We start from the raw sequence: 16,705 nt of genomic DNA on the forward strand, positions 1-16,705 counted from the left end.
CAAGCATAGGGTTGAAGGCCTTAATGGCCTATCATTACGCCTTTCCCACAGGTGAATGATTAATGAGTGATGCAAACCAGACCTTGCGCGCAGCCCTTGAAACCAGCGATATGCTGGAAATTGACGGGCTGCATGCTTTTGAGTTTTCCCTTGACGACCAAGGGCTGCTCATTGAAGCCATGGATGGTCGGGCCAGGAAGCGCTGGAGCTTGACCCCGGAGCAGGTTGAAGCGGCAGTGTTTGACGACAACTTGCAAAGCTGGACGCTGACCGGCGACGCCAGTGAACACCGCCTCGTTTGCATTAGCGCCGTGTGTGCCAGCAACGACGATGACGATGAAGATGAGACGCATGATGAAGCTTAAATGGTTGCCCTTGTTGATGGCCTCCAGCGTGGGGGCGATGTCGGCTCACGCCGCCTGCACCGCTGATGCAGAGTTGCTGGTGGGTTCTTATACCCAAGGCAAAAGCCAGGGTATTTACCGCTTGCAGTTTGACAGTGAGAGCGGGCGCATTACCCCTGAGCCGTTGCAAGTCTTCAAGGCTGCCAACCCGTCGTGGTTGACCCTGTCCAAAGATCAGAGCCGCCTGTTTGTGGTGAATGAGAATGGGCAAGGTCAGGCTGATGTCGTCGGGCGTGTCAGCAGTATTGCGATTGATCCCAAAACCCACGCGTTGAGCCTGGTCAATCAGGTCAAAACCTTGGGCGAAGAGCCGACGCACTCCGGTTTGAGTGCCGATGAAAAATACCTGTTTATCGCCAACTACGGGGTGCATGAAGACCCGGGTGGCAGCCTGGCCGTGGTGCCGGTGAATGCCGACGGCCAATTGCAGCCTGTTACGCAAATGAGCAGCCATCAGCCAAGCCGGATTAACCCTGAACGGCAGATGTCGGCCCATGTGCATTCGGTGGTGTCATCACCTGACGGCAAATTTGTCTACGCCAGTGATTTGGGCGCAGACAAAGTGTTTGTTTACCGCTACGACCCTGTGGCCAACCCGGAACACCCGCTGGTTGCAGCCACGCCTACGGCCATTGAGTTGCCTGCTGGCAGCGGGCCGCGTCATTTGTTGTTCTCCAGGGACGGCAAACATGCGTACCTGACCACTGAAATGAGCGCGCAGGTGTTTGTCTTTGACTATGACAACGGTCAGCTCAAACAGCGTCAGACACTGGACCTGGCCCATGGCATGCCCGCGCAGAACCGCGCAGCAGGGGCATTGCACGCCTCAGCCGATGGCAAGTTCCTGTACGTGAGCAACCGCGGCAAGGCCAACGAGCTTTTGGTGTTCGCCATCAACCCGGCGAATGGCGAGTTGAGCGAGATCCAGCGTCGTTCGGTTGACGGTGATCATCCGCGTGAATTTACCTTGAGCCCCAATGGTAAATTTGTGCTGATTGCGAACCAGATGAGCAATGAAATCGTAGTGGTTGAACGTGATCCCGTGACCGGCAAGCTGGGTAAAACCTTGCAAAAGCTGGCGATGGATGCGCCCTCCGATGTGAAATTCATTCACTGCCCTTAAGGCTTGAGTAGAAGGCTGCGCCTTCTATCAATCGCGCTGATACTGGTTAGTGGCGCAATGAATTTCAGTGTGAAGACCCTTGGCGTTAAGTTGGCTCCACGGCCTGAACAGGCAAGCAAGCTAACTGAATCGTCGAGGGTTACCGCAATGAACTTCAATCTTTTCTCCGTCATCGCTGCTTCCGCCATCTCTGCCACCGTGGCCCTGCCAGCCAGCGCCAACACCGTGGCCAGCGACAAAAAGTCCACCGCCTATACCCAGAAATACCTGCAGCAAAGCGCTAACTTCTATGCGGCCCTGGACCACAAGGCGCAATAATCTCCCCCCATTTAAACGCTGATCGCAGCCAGGTTCACTGTCAAAAACTCAGTGTATTTAGCAGCGTCGCAGTCGGCCCTTCTGCGGGGCCGACCATAGCGTAGTTATAGCCGGGGCCTGACCAGTAGTCGGCCTGCAAGTCACCATCGCGTCGGCTACCCCGGGGCAGCAAACTGTTTTGCGGGCCTGGCGGGCGGATGTAAAAGCTGATTTGCTGCCCCTGCGGGTTTTCATAGAGCACCATCGCTGCGCCGCCTTGATCGGTGGAGAGCAAGCGGCAACTGACCGGTTTGAAGCCTGCGCGGCTCAAGTCCGGCAAGCGTTCGGCGTGGCTGAAATAACGGTCCATCCAGGCTTGCATGTCGCTGCTTTGCTCAACCTTATAGTCGGCAGGCAGAAACCCTTGTTCGGCAAACATGCGGTGCGCCGCCAGTGCGTCGGTCATCGGCAGGATGGCCGGGCTCAGAGTCATTTGCCGGGCCTGCCAACCGCCGACTCCCCCCATGCTGACCGCAATCAACAAGACGGCCGCCGTAGCCCAATGACGCGTGGCCTGGCGGCGTTGTCGCTGGCGAATGGCCGCGGGGTCGAGTGCCGGGTTCTCCGGTTGAAGCAGGGTTTGCTGCAACGCCGTGCGCAGGTTTTGCGCATCGCGTTGCCAGGCATGAACCTTGGCCGCGACCTCGGGGTTGGCGTCTAGATAGCGTTCGACGTGCTGTCGGTCAGACTCACTGAGCGCGTGATCGACATAAGCATGCAGGTCGTGCTCACTGGGCGGGGTGGTGATCATTTAAGTCTCCGCAAAGCAGGGCGGGTAATTTCGCCTTCACTGAGTGCGCGCAGGGCCTGGCGTGCGCGTGACAGACGCGACATCACTGTGCCGATCGGCACTTCAAGGATGTCGGCCACTTGCTGGTAACTCAATCCCTCGACAGAAATCCATAACAGCAGCGCCCGTTGCTCGGTGCTCAACTGGTCGAATGCTTGCAGCGTGGTTTGGGCTATTACGGTGCGTTCGGTAGAGGGTTGCGCGTCGTCGCGGCCAGTAAAAAACTCCAGCATCCGCGCATAACGCCGGGTACGCCGATGGTTGTCGACAAACTGGCGATACAGAATGGTAAACAGCCAGGCCCGTAAATCACCGTCCGGGCGTTTACTGGCGACACTGGCGAGGGCGCGCTCAAGGCAATTTTGCACCAGGTCGTCGGCATTGCTGGCGTGGCGCGTCAACGACAGGGCAAAGCGCCTGAGGCTCGGCATGAGTTCGCGCAATTGCTCGTCAAATGGGTGCATGGTGACTGGCGCCGGGTGGGTCTGTTAATCGGATCAGCGTCATGAAGACGACCAGGCTTAGCCTTTATTCCCTTGGCTTGAAAATAAATAAACTGAAAATAATTGCCTGGCGCCGGGAATAAGCCTGATCGGCCTGCGTCTCATAGGCCATCCACCTGATGGCCCGTGGCCAAGGAATACTTTATGGTAGATCAATTACCGCCCGTACGGCCCGTGAAAGCTGCATTGAGCCCCACCAGTGTGTTGCTGCGTCTGGCGGGTATTGGCGCAGTGGTAGCGGTCATCGCCACCACCTTCTTTTACGTCAACGGCACACTGGATGCCGAACGCTTGCGGCCTAAAACCCTGGTCAATGCCCTGGAGCGTAACAATGGCGTGCATCCGGGGTATCGGCGTAACCATGCCAAAGGCATGTGCGTGATCGGGTATTTCGAGAGCAACGGCAATGCTCAGCCGTTGTCCCGCGCACAAGTCTTTGAAGCCGGTCGTACTCCGGTCGTGGGCCGCTTTGCCTTGCCGAGCGGCAACCCCTATGCGCCGGACAGCAGTGTGCCGATCCGCAGCCTGGCATTGCGCTTTACCCAGGCCAATGGTCAGCAATGGCGGACCGGAATGAACAGCATGCCGGTCTTCCCGGTGGGCACGCCTGAAGCGTTCTATGCGATGTTGCAAGCGGGAACGCCAGACCCGGCTACCGGCAAGCCGAAGCCCGACGCCATGCCGGCGTTTTTTGCCGCACACCCGGAAACCGCAGCCTTTCTGCAATGGGTAAAAACCGCCAAACCTTCGGCCAGCTTTGCGACTGAAAGCTACAACGGGATTAACGCGTTCTATCTGGTGAATGCTGCCGGGCAGCGTCAGGCCGTGCGCTGGGGCGTGGTGCCGGAAGATCAGGATGCCGCCGGGGCAACTGCTCCCAATGATGCGGACTACCTGGAAAAAGACCTGGTGCAGCGATTGTCTGCCGGGCCTTTGAGATGGCAGTTCAACCTGACCTTGGCCGACGCAGGCGACCCGATCAACGATGCGAGTAAAACCTGGCCAGCCAGCCGCAAGGTGATCAATGCGGGAACCTTGGTGCTGCAAAGTGCGCAGCCACAAAACGATGGCGAGTGCCGTGACATCAACTACGACCCGTTGATCTTGCCCAATGGCGTCGAAGGCTCGGGCGACCCCTTGCTGGCTGCACGTTCGGCTGCCTATGCCAGTTCTTATCTGCGGCGTACCAGTGAAGTTGATCAGCTGTCCCAGGAGAAACGTCCATGAGCATCTCTAACAAGCATTTCGCACCTCTGGCGCGCCTGCTGCATTGGCTGATGGCGTTGATGATCATTGCCATGCTGTTTATTGGGGCCGGGCTGGCGGCCTCTGTCTCCGAGCGGCATGAATGGTTGCTCAACCTGCACAAACCCCTGGGGATAGCCATTTTACTGCTGGTGATTGTGCGGCTGTTTGTGCGCTTTACCACCCATCAACCGGCGTTGCCTGCTGATTTGCCGGCGGTCCAGGTTTTGGCTGCAAAACTGTCGCACGTGTTGCTGTACGCGCTAATGTTCAGCCTGCCGCTTATCGGTTGGGCGATGATCTCGGCGGCGGGTGATCCGGTGATGTTGAGCAGTTCCTTGCAACTGCCATCCATCCTGGCTGCCAACCCAAGCACCTTTGCGTTCTTGCGCAAAGCCCACACGTACCTGGCGTATTTGTTGTTTTTTACCGTGTTGGCGCATTTGGCGGCAGCGTTGCTGCACGGCTGGGTGCGCCGTGACGGGGTGTTGGAAAGCATGGTGCGGGGCAAGGATTGAAGACCCTGTAGTCGCTGCCCAAGCATGAGGCTGCGAATTGCCCCAAGACGGCGGTCCTGCGGCCCGCATCGCAGCCTCGTGCCTCGTCAGCGACTACAGACGTAGCCTCGCGGAGCTCGGCAACTGCTACAGGGTTGGCGAAAATCCTGTAGGAGCTGACGAAGGATGAGGCTGCGATGGGTTGCGCAGCGACCCTAAGGCGGCGGTCCTGCGGCCCGCATCGCAGCCTCGTACCTCGTCAGCGACTACAGTTGGCGAAAATCCTGTAGTCGCTGCCGAAGGATGAGGCTGCGATGGGTTGCGCAGCGACCCCAAGGCGGCGGTCCTGCGGCCCGCATCGCAGCCTCGTGCCTCGTCAGCGACTACAAGTTGGCGAAAATCCTGTCAGGCAGTTTTGGCCATGACGGCGGTAAACAATTCAGACGCTAAAAACCGTTCCAGCCAGGCATTCAGGCGCGGGTAGGGCGCTTGTTCGAACCAGTCGCGGTCGACGTGGGCGAACTGGCGCACAAATGGGGCCAGGGCAATGTCCGCCAGGCTCAAGGTGTCGCCAGCCAGGTATGGCGTCTGTTCGAGCAGCACTTCCAGGCGCTGCAAAAACGCCGCTCCTTGGGCGCGATAGTGTTCCATCGGCTGTTCCGGGTAGCGGATGGCGTATTTGTAGCGGTCAAGGTTGACCTTGAAGACCTGGTCGTTTTCTTCAATCAGCGCGGCACTGTCCGGACCAAGCCAGTTGTCCGGGTCATGCCGGGCCAAGGCCCAGTGCATGATCTCCAGGCTTTGCTCAATCACCCGGCCATCGGCACTGACCAATACCGGTACGGTGCCCTTGGGCGACAGCGCGAGCATTTCAGCCGGCTTGGCCTTGAGGCTGACTTCTACAATCGATAACGGCACGCCGCTGTAACGCAGGGCCATGCGCGCCCGCATGGCATACGGGCAGCGACGGAAGGAATACAGCACGTTGCCGGTCATTTGACCTCCACGGTGCTCAGGCCATTGCCTTGGCGCCGCACCTGTATTTGCACCGGAATGCGTTCATGCATTTCCTGTACGTGGGATATCACCCCAACTTTGCGCCCCTGGGCTTGCAGGCCGTCGAGGGCATCCATGGCCAATTGCAATGACTCAGGGTCCAGGCTGCCAAACCCTTCGTCGATAAACAACGACTCGATTTTCAGCGTGCTGGACGCCATCGACGCCAACCCCAACGCCAGTGCCAACGACACCAGGAAGGTTTCACCGCCTGACAGCGAGTGCACCGAACGCAATTCGTCGCCCATTTCGGTGTCCATCACCAGCAAACCGAGCATGCTGCCGCCGCGCTTGAGGCGGTAACGTTTAACCAGTTGGCGCAGTTGGGCGTTGGCGTGGTGTACCAGCAGGTCGAGATTGTAGGCCTGGGCGATCTTGCGGAATTTGTCGCCGGTACCCGAACCGATCAGTTCACTCAGCCGCGCCCAGCGCTGCCATTCTTCATAGGCTTGGGCGATACGTTGCGCCAAGGCCTGGTTGGCCTCTTGGCGACGTTGGTCTTCTGCCTGTTGCGCCCGCAGTTCTGCCACGTGTTGTTCGCTGGCGGCGATCAGCGCGTTCAGTTCATTGAGGGCAACCTCAAGCGCTTGGGCATCAAGGTTGCCATTGGCCTGCGCCTGATGCTGGTTGAGGCGTTGCTCACGTTCCTGGAGCAGGACGCGGGCTTGCTCGACGGCTTTTTCGCTGGCTTGCAACTGCTGGCGCAGGTCGCGAATGTGCGTGTCGTCGAAGCTCAACAATTGTTGCAACCGGGCCGTATCGAGCGCTAAGTGCTGCCCGCGCCATTGCTCGACCTGCTCGCTCACGCTGCTATGTTCAGTTTGCAGGGCGTGCAGGTGCTCTTGTTGAGCCTTGAGCTGGGCCGCCAGTTGCACCAATTGGTGGGCGGTGGTTTGCAGCGCTTCGCTGGCCTGGGTCTGGGCGTTGCGAGCCTGCTCAAGCGCCTGTTCAAGGTGCTGTTGCCACTGTTCGGCGCTCGGGTGATCGCCCAGCAGTTGCTTGAGGCTTTGCTGGCCTGCCTGCTGTTGTTCGAGCAACTCAGTTACGCTGCGTTGCAGGGCATCCAGCTCTTTAGTGTGGGTGGCTTGCTGATACTGCTCACGCTCGATGCGGCCGGCGCGTTCAGTCTGCTCAGTCTGTTCATCGCGCTGTTGATCCAGTTGTTCAAGGCGATGGGTGACCTGCTGATCAAGCTGCATAAAGCAGGCTGAGGCGTTTTCACGCAATGCCGCCAGTGTGGTCTCCGGCAGCAGATTGGCAAACTCGGCAAGTTCTTCCTCAAAGCGCAACGTGTCGGCCTTGAGGTGTTGTTGCTGCTCGCTGAGTTGCTGCGTGGCTTGCTGGCTGGCTTCTGTGCTGCGTTGCAGCTGTTGCTGCAATGCAGCAGCTTCTTTTTGCAGGGCGAGCAGAGCGTTTTGACGTTGTTCGTCTTGGCTGATGCTGTGCTGCAACTGGCTCAAGCGTTGAGTCAGCCAGGCTTCGCGCTTGGCCGGGTCTTGCCCTTGCCATTGCGCATACAGCGGATGGGCTTCCAGGCCGGGCGCCAGCGCCTGAATTTCTTCGCCAAGTTGCTGATGCTGCTGTATCAGTTCGCGCTGTTGCGCGTTGACCCCGGCGAGTTGCTCACGCAACTGGTTGAGCGTTTCTTTGAGGGTATCGACCGTCTTGCGCGCATTGGTCTCTTCTTCCTCGTCAAAGCGCGACAGGCTCTGCAACAGCGCTTCAGGCTGGTGATACGGGTGTTCATGGCTGCCGCAGACCGGGCAGGGATGATCGTCCTGAAGATGTGCGCGCAGCTCTTCGACGCTGGCGCTGCGGGCCAGGCGCTGGCGTTCAAGCAACTGCTGAGTCACGCGCAAGGCTTGCTCGGCAGCTTCAAATTCTTTTTTGGTCTGGGTGCCTTGGCCGATGAGCGTTTCGCGTTCGGTTTGCAGGTTTTGCAGTTTGACCTGCACCGCCTGTAAACGTGCCTCAAGGGCCAACTGGCTGCTGCACAGGCGCTGTAAGTCTTCAAAGGCGCGCTGTTGCTGACGGTTGTCTGCCAGCAGACTGCCCAGGGTCTGGATCTGCTCATTGACGGCGTGGGGTTCGGCAGCGGCTTCCTGGAACAAGATTTCCAGGCTGCTGTGCAGTTCAGTGAGCTGCTGAGCTGCCTGGCTGGCGCGTTGTTCTAGCGCCGGTAATTCCTCACGGCCTTTGTTCAGCGTGGTGCTCAGGCGCACCAATTGCTGCAGGCCGCGACGGTAACCGTCCCAGGCATTGGCCAAGGGGGCCAGTTCGGCGCTGTGTTCCAACTGCGCAGCGATCTGCGCCAAGCGTTCTGTACCTTGCTGCTGGCGCTCTAGCAAGCCGTGCAAGGCCTTTTGCCCTTCGGCGCAAGCGTCTTCAGCCTGCTTTTTAAGCGCCTGTTGCGCGTCCAGGGCCTGGGTCAGACGCGTGAGATTGGCGTGTTCCAGATGGGCTTTTTGCAGATGCGGTGCGGCATCCCGTAGCTCGGCCTGGGCCTGATTGGCCGCCTGTTGGGCAGTCTGGAGTGCTTGTTGCAGTTGAGTCTGGCGTTGACCCAGCTCAGTCTGCTGTTGCAAGTGCCCGGCGATCTGCTCGGCCAGTGGGCTGAGTTGCGCGTCCAGTTCGGCCAAGCGGGTGAATTGATGACGCTGGGGCGCCAGCTGTTCCAGTAAATCGAGGGTTTGTCGTTGCTCGGCCTGGCCGTCCCACTCGGCTTGGGCCTGATGGAGCTGTTCGGCGGCACTCTGTTGCTGTTCTTGCAGCTCGCGCAGGGTTTTGAGCCACGTGTGTTGCTGTTCAAGTTGCTTGAGCTGACTTTGCCGGGTTTTCAGCAGCTTTTGCGCCTCGCTATGACGCTGGTCCAGCTCCGCACGGGCTTCGGGCTCCAGCGGGGTTACGCCGACGGCTTGATCTAGCAGCTGCTTGTGCGCATCGCGGGCTTCTTTGGCTTTGTCGAAGGCACGCTTGCCGAGACGGGTGTACAGCGCCGTGTCGGTGAGTTTTTCCAGCAGTTCACTGCGCTCGTTGTCATCGGCCTTGAGAAACGCACTGAACTCGCTTTGCGCCAGCATTACGGCACGGGTGAACTGTTCAAAGTTCAGGCCCAGACGTGACTCCAGCTGCACTTTGTAATCGCTTTTCTGGCTGGCCAGCAGTTGATCGCTGTCCAGATCGCGCAGGCTCTGGCGGCTGGCTTGCAGCTTGCCATTGGCCTTTTCGCGGGCGCGATTGGCTTCCCAGCGAGCACGATAGCGGCGGCCATCAATGCCGACGAAATCGACTTCGGCATAGCCTTCGCCGGTGCCGCGACGCAGCAGGGTACGCGGGTCGCCCGTGGCGATCTCGCCGTCGGCATCCGGGACCTTGGCATCCCGGCCGGTGTTGTTCAGCCGTGGCACTGCACCGAACAAGGCCAGGCACAAGGCGTCGAGCAGGGTGCTTTTACCGGCGCCAGTGGGACCGGTGATTGCAAACAGCCCGGCACTGGCCAGTGGCTCGGCGGTAAAGTCCAGCTCAAAAGGGCCCGCCAGTGAAGCCAGGTTTTTCAGGCGAATCGCGAGGATTTTCATGGCTGTTCACCTTCCATCTGGACTTCTTGCAGCAGCACGGCAAAGTCTTTGAGGGTTTGCTCATCGGCTTCGCTGCCGTAGTTGTCCTGCCAGGCGCGACTGAACAGCTCTTGTGGGGTCAATTGGTCCAGCTCGATCAATTGTGCGGCGTCGTTGTCCCCGGCGTGGCTGCCATTACCGGCGTATTCAGCAGAGATGCGCACCAGGCGCACGGCTTTGCCCTGCAGGGCGGTTTCGATTTGCTGACGCAAGTCGGGCTGCGGCTCGTCCAGCTTGACCCGCACTTCAAGCCACGGTTGGCGCTGGGTGTCGGCCAGCAGGTCAATGTCCGGCAACTCTGCCAACTGACCAAGAATTTCAAGCAGGGGCGCCGGGCCGACCCGTTGCAGATTGACGGCGCGCGGGATCAAGCGGCTTTCGACGCTGACCAGGGTTTCGCCGTCGAGTTTGACGTCGAGAATCTGGTGCTGGTAGCCGATCTCGGAAAACGACAGCGGGATCGGCGAACCGCAATAGCGGATGCGCTCTTCGCTGTTTACCCGTTGCGGTTTGTGCAGATGGCCCAGCGCAACATAGCTGATGCTGGGGCCGAACAGGCTGGCGGGCAGGGCTTCGGCATTGCCGATGATCAGGCTGCGTTCGGAGTCTTCGGACACCGAACCGCCGGCCATGTGCGCGTGGCTGATGGCAATCAGCGCTTGCCCGGGCTTGCGTTTGGCGTTGGCGGCTTCAATCAGCCATTCGTGGACCTGGCCAATGCCGCGCAAGTAATCATCCCCCAAGTGCGCGCCGGTGACTTCGGCCGGGCGCAAGAAGGGCAGGGCCAGGCACCATGCGGCGATTTCGCCAGAGGTGTCAGGCAGTGGAATCAACAGGCGTTCGGCATCCAGTTGGCCGTCATCGAGCCACAGCACACGGCCCAGTGCATGGGTACGCAAACGGCGCATCAATGGCGCGGGCAATTCGATGCGCGAGCCGGAGTCGTGGTTACCGGCGATCATCACGATGGTCAGCTTGGGTTGTTGCTCGTGGGCGCTGACGATGAAGTCGTACAGGCGTTCCTGAGCTTTGACCGGCGGGTTGACGGTGTCAAAAATGTCCCCGGCAATCAGCAACACATCGGGTTGTTCAGTGGCCAGTTGGGTGAGTAGCCAGCTCAGAAAGCAAGTGTGTTCGAAGTCGCGTTCCTGGCCGTGGAGGTTTTGCCCCAGGTGCCAGTCGGAAGTGTGAAAAAGGCGCATAACAAAATCCGTTTAAAAAGGGTAAAGCGTACCCGCGATTATTTGGGGTAGAGCGGCGGCAGGCTGCTGGATTCGCTGGCGGTGTCCTGCTCGCGTTCGGCGGCCGGGATGCTGCGAATCGCTTTCCACAGCTCTTCACCTTGCCAGTATTGGCCGGTTTCGCTGTAGAGCGCGCCGTTAAGGCCATCCAGAGCATCGGACAGCAGTACAAAACGTGCGGCCATTTCGGCCAGGGTTTCTGGTTGTTGCCGCGCCCAGGCGTCCAGCGCCTGGCGCGTGGCCTGCGGGTCGTTGGCCAGGCTGGCGCGCTTGATGTCGTCGAGCAGTGTGCGTGGGCTCGGGCCGGTTTGCGCAGCTCGCAGAATGGCCGGTTGCCAGCGTGCGCGCCACCACAGGCCGAAGCCAATCAATGTGGTGCAGGCCAGCAGCAAGGTGCTCAGTTGCCACAGCCACAGCGTTGAGTCATCGCTGTCGACGACCGGGCCAGCGCCGGCCAGCGTGTCGGCGGCCAGGCTGGTGTTGGCCGCCACCTGCAAGGTGCGGGCGGGCAGGTAGCTGCGTTCAAGACGGTCTTCGTGGGTGTTCCACCACACCAGTTCAACGGCGGGCAGCTCTACTTGGCCCACTCGCGTCGGCACCAAGGCCTCACGCTCTTCGCGGCTGCCGATCAGACCATTGTCAGTGACCTGATTGCTCAGTTGCGGCAAGTCGGGGTAACGCCGCAAGCCATTCACGTCGGTGGCGGGCAGCGGCGGTAATTGGGCGCTGGACAGGCCTTCGGCCTTGAGGGTCAGGGTGCGGGTCAGCGAGTCGCCCACTTTGGAATGATCTGGCTCGGGGTTCCAGGTTTCGCTCAGGCTCAGGCTGCGGGCCGGTAACCAAGCGGTAGTGGCCGGGTAGTCTTCTGGCTTGGGTTTGACCTGCAAGGGAATCTCGGTGGAGGTCACGTGGACCATTTTCCCGGGCTTTGGCGCGTTGGGTGTCGAGGTGTTGCCGGGCTGGTTGTCCACCTGGGTCGCGCTGAAGGTCAACGCAGGGATTTGCAGCTCGCCGCTGTGTTGAGGGTAGATGCCGTAGCGCACCTCGATCACGCCGTGGCGCACACCATTGATCAGCTTTTCGTAAGTGCGCGACTCGCCCAGTTGCTCAACGATGGCGTCTTGCAGGTGCAGCGGGGTCAAGTTGCTGTCGTCGTAAAGCGCCACCGAGTGATAAACGCGCAAGGTCAAAATCGCCTGGGCTTGTACGTACACACTAGGCTGATCGAGGCTGGCCTCAATGAATACAGGGGCCAGCTCGGAGTCACTGGCGCTGCTCTGGGTCACCGTAAGGTTGATCGGCAAGCTGTGGTAATCGCCCACTTGCAGGGACGGAATGGTCACGGTGCCGGTTTGCTTGGGTTGCAGGGTGATAATCCAGCGGGTGGTGGCTTTGTTGTCATCGTTGAGTGTGGTCAGTTGGTTGACCTGACGCGTGCCGCGCACTTCAAACAGGGTGTCCAGTGGCGCCAGATCGGGTTTGCCGAACAACGTGGCGTCATTGGTCTCCAGGGTCAGCTCGACGGTTTCACCGGAGTTGAGCTGATCGCGGTCAACACTGGCGACCAGCCCCAGCGCATGGGCGGGTACTGTCCAGCAACAGAGCAAAAAGAGTAAAACGCAGAAGCGATTCATTGCGGCGAGTCCTGATGTTGCTGCTGTTCGTACCAAAATTTTCGTCGTAGCAATTCACTGGGGTTGTCTGGAATCTGTCTGAGCCATTGCTCCAGCGCCTGGTGGTGTTCGTCATCCAGCACATCCGTGGTCGGGGCGGGTGGACGGGTTGTGGTCTGTTCTTCCGGTTCGTTGCCGGGCTCGTTGGCGGCCGGTGGCGGTTCGACGGCGTCGTCCGGGTTGGCATGGGCGGCCGGGTCGGTGGCCGCGCTGCTTTGATCATGTTGGCCGTTCTCGCCGGTGGTCGTGGCATTACTGCTGCTGACGGACGGATCGGTTTCGTCGGGTTCGGCGGGTTTTTCTGGCACTTTGTCCGGCGGTGGTGTGTCTTGTTCGCGTTTTTGCTCAAGCACTTGCTCGACCAGCGCCTTGTTCTGCGCGGCGACTTGCAGGTCGGGTTGCAGCTCCAGTGCTTGCTCATAGGCGTCAATTGCCGCCTCAAGCTCACCACTCATGGCCAATGCGTTACCGCGATTGTAGTGTGCGCTGGCACTGTTGACCTCGCCAAAGCGCTGAGCTGCCGCGCTGTAGTCGCCCGCCTGATACAGCGCCAGACCTTGCCACAATGGGTCTTTGAAGTGTTCGACGGCTTGTAACGGTTTTTTCTGCTCAAGCAGGCGCTGGCCTTGTTGGTCGGGGCGCAACCACAGATCTGTCAGGCTGAAGGCGTAGCTGGGTTGAGGCAGCATGAAGAGCAGCGGCAGGCAGAACAGCCAGCCACGACGACCCGCACACGCGGCCAGCAGTAGCAGTGGCAGCAATAGCCAGTAGCCTTGGTCAGACCAGGTGTCCAGGCGCAGCGTCTGGCCGTCGTCGCGTAAATGTTGCGGGCCATCGAGCAAACCCAGGCCGCGCAGGTCGTTGTCATCCAGCTTTGCTTGTCGGTAACTCCCCCCTACGTCTTCGGCAAAGGCACGCAGGCTCGGGCTGTCGAGGCGCGGCAGGAGGATGGCGCCCTGGGCATCTTTCAGAAACTCGCCGTTTTCTTCGACCACCGGCGAGCCTTCACGGGTGCCGACACCAAGTATCAACAGCGGCAGCGTGTGGCCGTCCAGTTCCTTGCGGATACCTGCGCGCTCTTGTTCGCTAAGCGATGAGGTCACCAGCAGCAGACGACCTTCGCCCAGCGCTCCTTGATCCAGCAGCTTGAGGGCTTTGTTGACGGCGAGGTCGGCGCGATTGCCCGGTTGCGGCAAGATCGATGGCTTGACCGCTTCGAGCAGGTTGCGGCTGGTGGCCATGTCATCGGACAGCGGCACCAGCGTATGGGCGCTCCCGGCGTAGACGATGATTGCCGTTTGCGCATCGCTGCGACTTTGCAGCAGGTCGTAGAGTTTGCGCCGTGCCTGTTCGAGGCGGTTGGGCTGGCTGTCGGTCGCGAGCATTTGCGGGGTCAGCTCAAGCATCACCACCAGCGGGTCGGCCGGTTTTTGCGCGGACTGTTCAACGCGTTCCCAGCTTGGTCCGAGCAAGGCAAACAACGCCAGCAGCCAGGCCAGGCCGAGGGCGATCCACGGCAGTTTGCTGTCGCGGCCATTACCGCCGCTGAGCAAGACGCGATGAAAGGCTTCAGGCAGGATCATCTGCCAGCGCCCGGCGCGTTTTTGCCGGTGCCAGAGTTTCCATAGCAGCCAGCACAGCAGCGGCAGAGCCAGCAGCCATTCGGGGCGAAACCAATGCGGCCAGAGCGCGCTCATCGGCGCCTCCGCAAGCGCAGGCGTTTGAGCCGCGAGCGCCAGTCAGGATTTTGAGGCAGAAAGTGTTCCTTGCTCAGTAAACGTTGCAGCGGATGGTTGGGCCATAGCTCGCGGATCACCAGCAGCACGCTGAGCAGCAGTGCACCAGCCAAAGGCCAGCTGTAAAGCGCCTGCGCCGGGCGTGCCTGAGTGGGCTGCTGGGCGACAGGTTCAAGTTGGTCGAGGGTGTCTTTGATGGTGGACAGTTCGTTACCGTCGCGGGCACGGAAGTAGCGGCCGCCGGTTATGTGGGCGATTTCTTCCATGGCCGGCTCGTCCAGGTCCACGCCCGGGTTAATGCTGAACAGACCCTTGGCGGTGTTCTCTTGCGGGTCGGAACCGACCCCGATCGGGTAGATTCTGACGCCTTCTTCAGCCGCCAGGCGGGCCGCGGTCAAGGGATCGATCTGGCCGCCGTTGTTGGCGCCGTCGGTGACCAGGATCAACACCCGGCTCTGCGCCGGGCGTTGACGCAGGCGCTTGACGGCCAGACCAATAGCGTCGCCGATGGCCGTGTTTTTACCGGCAATGCCGATGCGCGCCTCGTCGAGCCAGGTGCGCACGGTGTGCCGATCGAAGGTCAGCGGGGCTTGCAGATACGCCTGGCTGCCAAACAGGATGAGGCCGACACGGTCGCCTTCACGGTGTTCAAGAAAGTCGCCCAGCAGCTTTTTCACCGAATCGAGGCGGGTGATGTCCTCGTTGTGCCAGTGCATGTCCGGGTAGTCCATGGAGCCCGAGACGTCCACGGCCACCAACAAATCGCGGCCGCTGGCGGCAATCGGTAGTGGTTCGCCCAGCCATTGCGGGCGGGCTGCGGCGGTCAGCAACAACAACCACAGCAACACATACGGAATTTGCTGACGCAGCGAAGGCAGGGTGGGCCGCGCTTTGCGCCGGGCAAGTTCTTCGAGATCGCCCAAAAAACTGACTTTGAGTGCAGGTTCGCCGCTGTCGGCAGCCGGCAGCACCAGGCGCATCACCCAGGGCAGTGGCAGTAAGGCGAATAGCCAGGGCCAGGCGAACTCAAACATGTTTGCGAATCCAGGTTTCAACCGCTTGATTGAGCCCGGCGATGGCCTTGTCATCGAGTTTGCACTCGGGCTTGTACGCGCCTTCTACCAGCACCATCCAGCGGGTCAAACCGGCGGCCGGGCAGCGGTTGTCGAGAAACGCCAGCCACTTGCGGCCATTGAGCGTATGGCTCTGGCTGTACGGGTAGTGGCTGCGGCACAGGCGTTTGAGCAGGCCGTTGAGTTGCTGCAGCCATGCACCGGCAGGCGCGCCATCGTAGGGTTTGTTGAACCGCGCCAGCTCTTCCAGGGCCGCTACGCGTACCGGGTCAAGGGGCTGTTCGGTGTTGGTCAATTGACGCTTGGCAGGCAGATAACGGCGCAACCACCACAAACCCCAGCCCAGAGCCGGAATCAGGAGCAGCAGCAACCACCAGCCCGGCGCTGGTGGCCACAAGCCAATCGCGGGCGGGGTGATGAGCGGTTGCAAGTGTTCGAGCTCGTTCATGACGATTTGCCGGGGCGTTTGGCGTTCAGGAACTCACGCAGTTGTTCGATCATTTCGCTTTGTGTGCTGAGGGGCATCAACAATACCCGCAGCTTTTGCGCGAGCAGCTCCCAGCGGGCGATACGGGCTTCAGCCTGAGCGCGATAAGCCTGACGCAAATCATAGTTGAGCGTGTCCAGTTCCAGTTGGGCTCCGCGCTCGGCAAAGCGCAGCAGCCCGGCGGCGGGCAGGGCGTGATCCAGTGGGTCGGACAACGGCAGCAGGATCAAGTCGCAATGGCGTGATAACAGGCTCAATTGCTGTTCGGCGGCGTCGGTCAGTGCCCGCTCATCACAAATCACCACCACCAGACTGCCGGGGCGCAGCACCTCGCGGGCGCGGATCAAGGCCATTCCCAGTGCATCACGGTCTGACTGGACTTCTGTGTGCAGCGATTGATTGACACGCACCAAGCGGTTGAGCAATTGCAGCAGGCTTTGCTTGCTGCGCCGTGGCTTGATTTCGTAATGCTCGTGGTCGCCAAACACCAGGCCGCCCACCCGGTCGTTATGGCCTAGCGCGGCCCAGCCAATCAGGCTCGCGGCTTGAGCGGCAAGCACCGACTTGAACATCAGCCCTGAACCGAAGAACAGCCGACGGCTTTGCTCGGCGAGAATGAAGATTGGCCGTTCGCGCTCCTCATGGAACATCTTGGTGTGTGGTTCCTGGGTGCGTGCGGTAACGCGCCAGTCAATGGTGCGCACATCGTCCCCGGCCTGATAAATCCGTACCTGATCGAAGTCGACCCCGCGCCCGCGCAGCTTGGAGTGGTGCAAGCCCACCAGCGGGCTACGGTGGCCGGGGGTGGAGAACAGCTGCACCTCGCGCACGCGATGGCGCATCTCGATCAGTTCGGTGAGAGTCACACGAATGCCGGGCTCGGCGGGCAGGAGGGCGGTCATC

15 protein-coding genes are annotated in these 16,705 nt (G+C 60.4%); 5 read left to right on the forward strand and 10 right to left on the reverse strand.

The genetic code is table 11. The features are described from left to right. The first annotated feature begins 62 nt into the window (after window positions 1-62). The 3 genes from TU84_RS15120 to TU84_RS26300 all read left to right on the forward strand — a co-directional run bounded on the left by TU84_RS15120 (window position 63) and on the right by TU84_RS26300 (window position 1,845). Entirely contained in the window at window positions 63-365 is a 303-nt protein-coding gene (locus TU84_RS15120) for a DUF5629 family protein (RefSeq protein WP_048370254.1), read from the forward strand. After that, window positions 355-1,527 (forward strand): lactonase family protein, encoded by a 1,173-nt coding sequence (locus tag TU84_RS15125; RefSeq protein ID WP_082148732.1) that lies wholly within the window; start codon window positions 355-357, stop codon window positions 1,525-1,527. The genes TU84_RS15120 and TU84_RS15125 overlap by 11 nt, the downstream gene beginning before the upstream one ends. A 147-nt stretch (window positions 1,528-1,674) precedes the next feature. Next, complete coding sequence (locus TU84_RS26300) at window positions 1,675-1,845, forward strand: hypothetical protein (protein ID WP_164488144.1); 171 nt, start codon at window positions 1,675-1,677, stop codon at window positions 1,843-1,845. A 40-nt stretch (window positions 1,846-1,885) separates the two neighbouring features. Here TU84_RS26300 and TU84_RS15130 read toward each other — a convergent pair whose 3' ends face one another. Continuing rightward, window positions 1,886-2,635, reverse strand: a complete 750-nt coding sequence (locus TU84_RS15130; RefSeq protein WP_048370258.1) for an anti-sigma factor family protein — start codon at window positions 2,633-2,635, stop codon at window positions 1,886-1,888. Further along, window positions 2,632-3,138 carry a sigma-70 family RNA polymerase sigma factor gene (locus tag TU84_RS15135; RefSeq protein WP_048370259.1) on the reverse strand — a complete coding sequence of 169 codons (507 nt, stop codon included), beginning with the start codon at window positions 3,136-3,138 and terminating at the stop codon, window positions 2,632-2,634. Before TU84_RS15135 ends, TU84_RS15130 begins: the two co-directional genes overlap by 4 nt. 183 nt (window positions 3,139-3,321) lie before the next feature. Here TU84_RS15135 and TU84_RS15140 point away from each other — a divergent pair, with 183 nt between their 5' ends. Further along, a complete protein-coding gene (locus tag TU84_RS15140) occupies window positions 3,322-4,404 on the forward strand; it encodes a catalase family peroxidase (RefSeq protein WP_048370261.1) in 1,083 nt (360 codons plus the stop codon). Next, entirely contained in the window at window positions 4,401-4,940 is a 540-nt protein-coding gene (locus TU84_RS15145) for a cytochrome b (protein ID WP_048370264.1), read from the forward strand. The genes TU84_RS15140 and TU84_RS15145 overlap by 4 nt, the downstream gene beginning before the upstream one ends. 384 nt (window positions 4,941-5,324) lie before the next feature. Here the strand turns inward: TU84_RS15145 and TU84_RS15150 are convergent, their stop codons facing one another. From TU84_RS15150 to TU84_RS15185, 8 genes are read right to left on the reverse strand one after another with little or no spacing between them, the layout of a single operon-like run. After that, window positions 5,325-5,915: a glutathione S-transferase gene (locus TU84_RS15150; protein ID WP_048370265.1), complete on the reverse strand. Its 591-nt coding sequence runs from the start codon at window positions 5,913-5,915 to the stop codon at window positions 5,325-5,327. Next, window positions 5,912-9,553, reverse strand: a complete 3,642-nt coding sequence (locus TU84_RS15155; RefSeq protein ID WP_048370267.1) for an AAA family ATPase — start codon at window positions 9,551-9,553, stop codon at window positions 5,912-5,914. Before TU84_RS15155 ends, TU84_RS15150 begins: the two co-directional genes overlap by 4 nt. Next, complete coding sequence (locus TU84_RS15160) at window positions 9,550-10,794, reverse strand: exonuclease SbcCD subunit D C-terminal domain-containing protein (protein ID WP_048370269.1); 1,245 nt, start codon at window positions 10,792-10,794, stop codon at window positions 9,550-9,552. Before TU84_RS15160 ends, TU84_RS15155 begins: the two co-directional genes overlap by 4 nt. Before the next feature lie 38 nt (window positions 10,795-10,832). After that, on the reverse strand, window positions 10,833-12,467 hold the full coding sequence (locus TU84_RS15165) for a BatD family protein (protein WP_048370271.1): 1,635 nt from the start codon (window positions 12,465-12,467) through the stop codon (window positions 10,833-10,835). Next, window positions 12,464-14,203: a tetratricopeptide repeat protein gene (locus TU84_RS15170; protein ID WP_048370273.1), complete on the reverse strand. Its 1,740-nt coding sequence runs from the start codon at window positions 14,201-14,203 to the stop codon at window positions 12,464-12,466. The genes TU84_RS15165 and TU84_RS15170 overlap by 4 nt, the downstream gene beginning before the upstream one ends. Then, window positions 14,200-15,276, reverse strand: coding sequence for a vWA domain-containing protein (locus tag TU84_RS15175; RefSeq protein ID WP_048370274.1), 1,077 nt, complete (start codon window positions 15,274-15,276; stop codon window positions 14,200-14,202). Before TU84_RS15175 ends, TU84_RS15170 begins: the two co-directional genes overlap by 4 nt. Beyond that, on the reverse strand, window positions 15,269-15,763 hold the full coding sequence (locus TU84_RS15180) for a DUF4381 domain-containing protein (protein WP_048370275.1): 495 nt from the start codon (window positions 15,761-15,763) through the stop codon (window positions 15,269-15,271). The genes TU84_RS15175 and TU84_RS15180 overlap by 8 nt, the downstream gene beginning before the upstream one ends. Beyond that, window positions 15,760-16,704 (reverse strand): DUF58 domain-containing protein, encoded by a 945-nt coding sequence (locus TU84_RS15185; protein ID WP_048370278.1) that lies wholly within the window; start codon window positions 16,702-16,704, stop codon window positions 15,760-15,762. Before TU84_RS15185 ends, TU84_RS15180 begins: the two co-directional genes overlap by 4 nt. Between the last annotated feature and the right edge of the window lies 1 nt (window position 16,705).

The sequence above is a fragment of the Pseudomonas helleri genome (genome assembly GCF_001043025.1).
Classification (GTDB): Bacteria; Pseudomonadota; Gammaproteobacteria; order Pseudomonadales; family Pseudomonadaceae; genus Aquipseudomonas; species Aquipseudomonas helleri.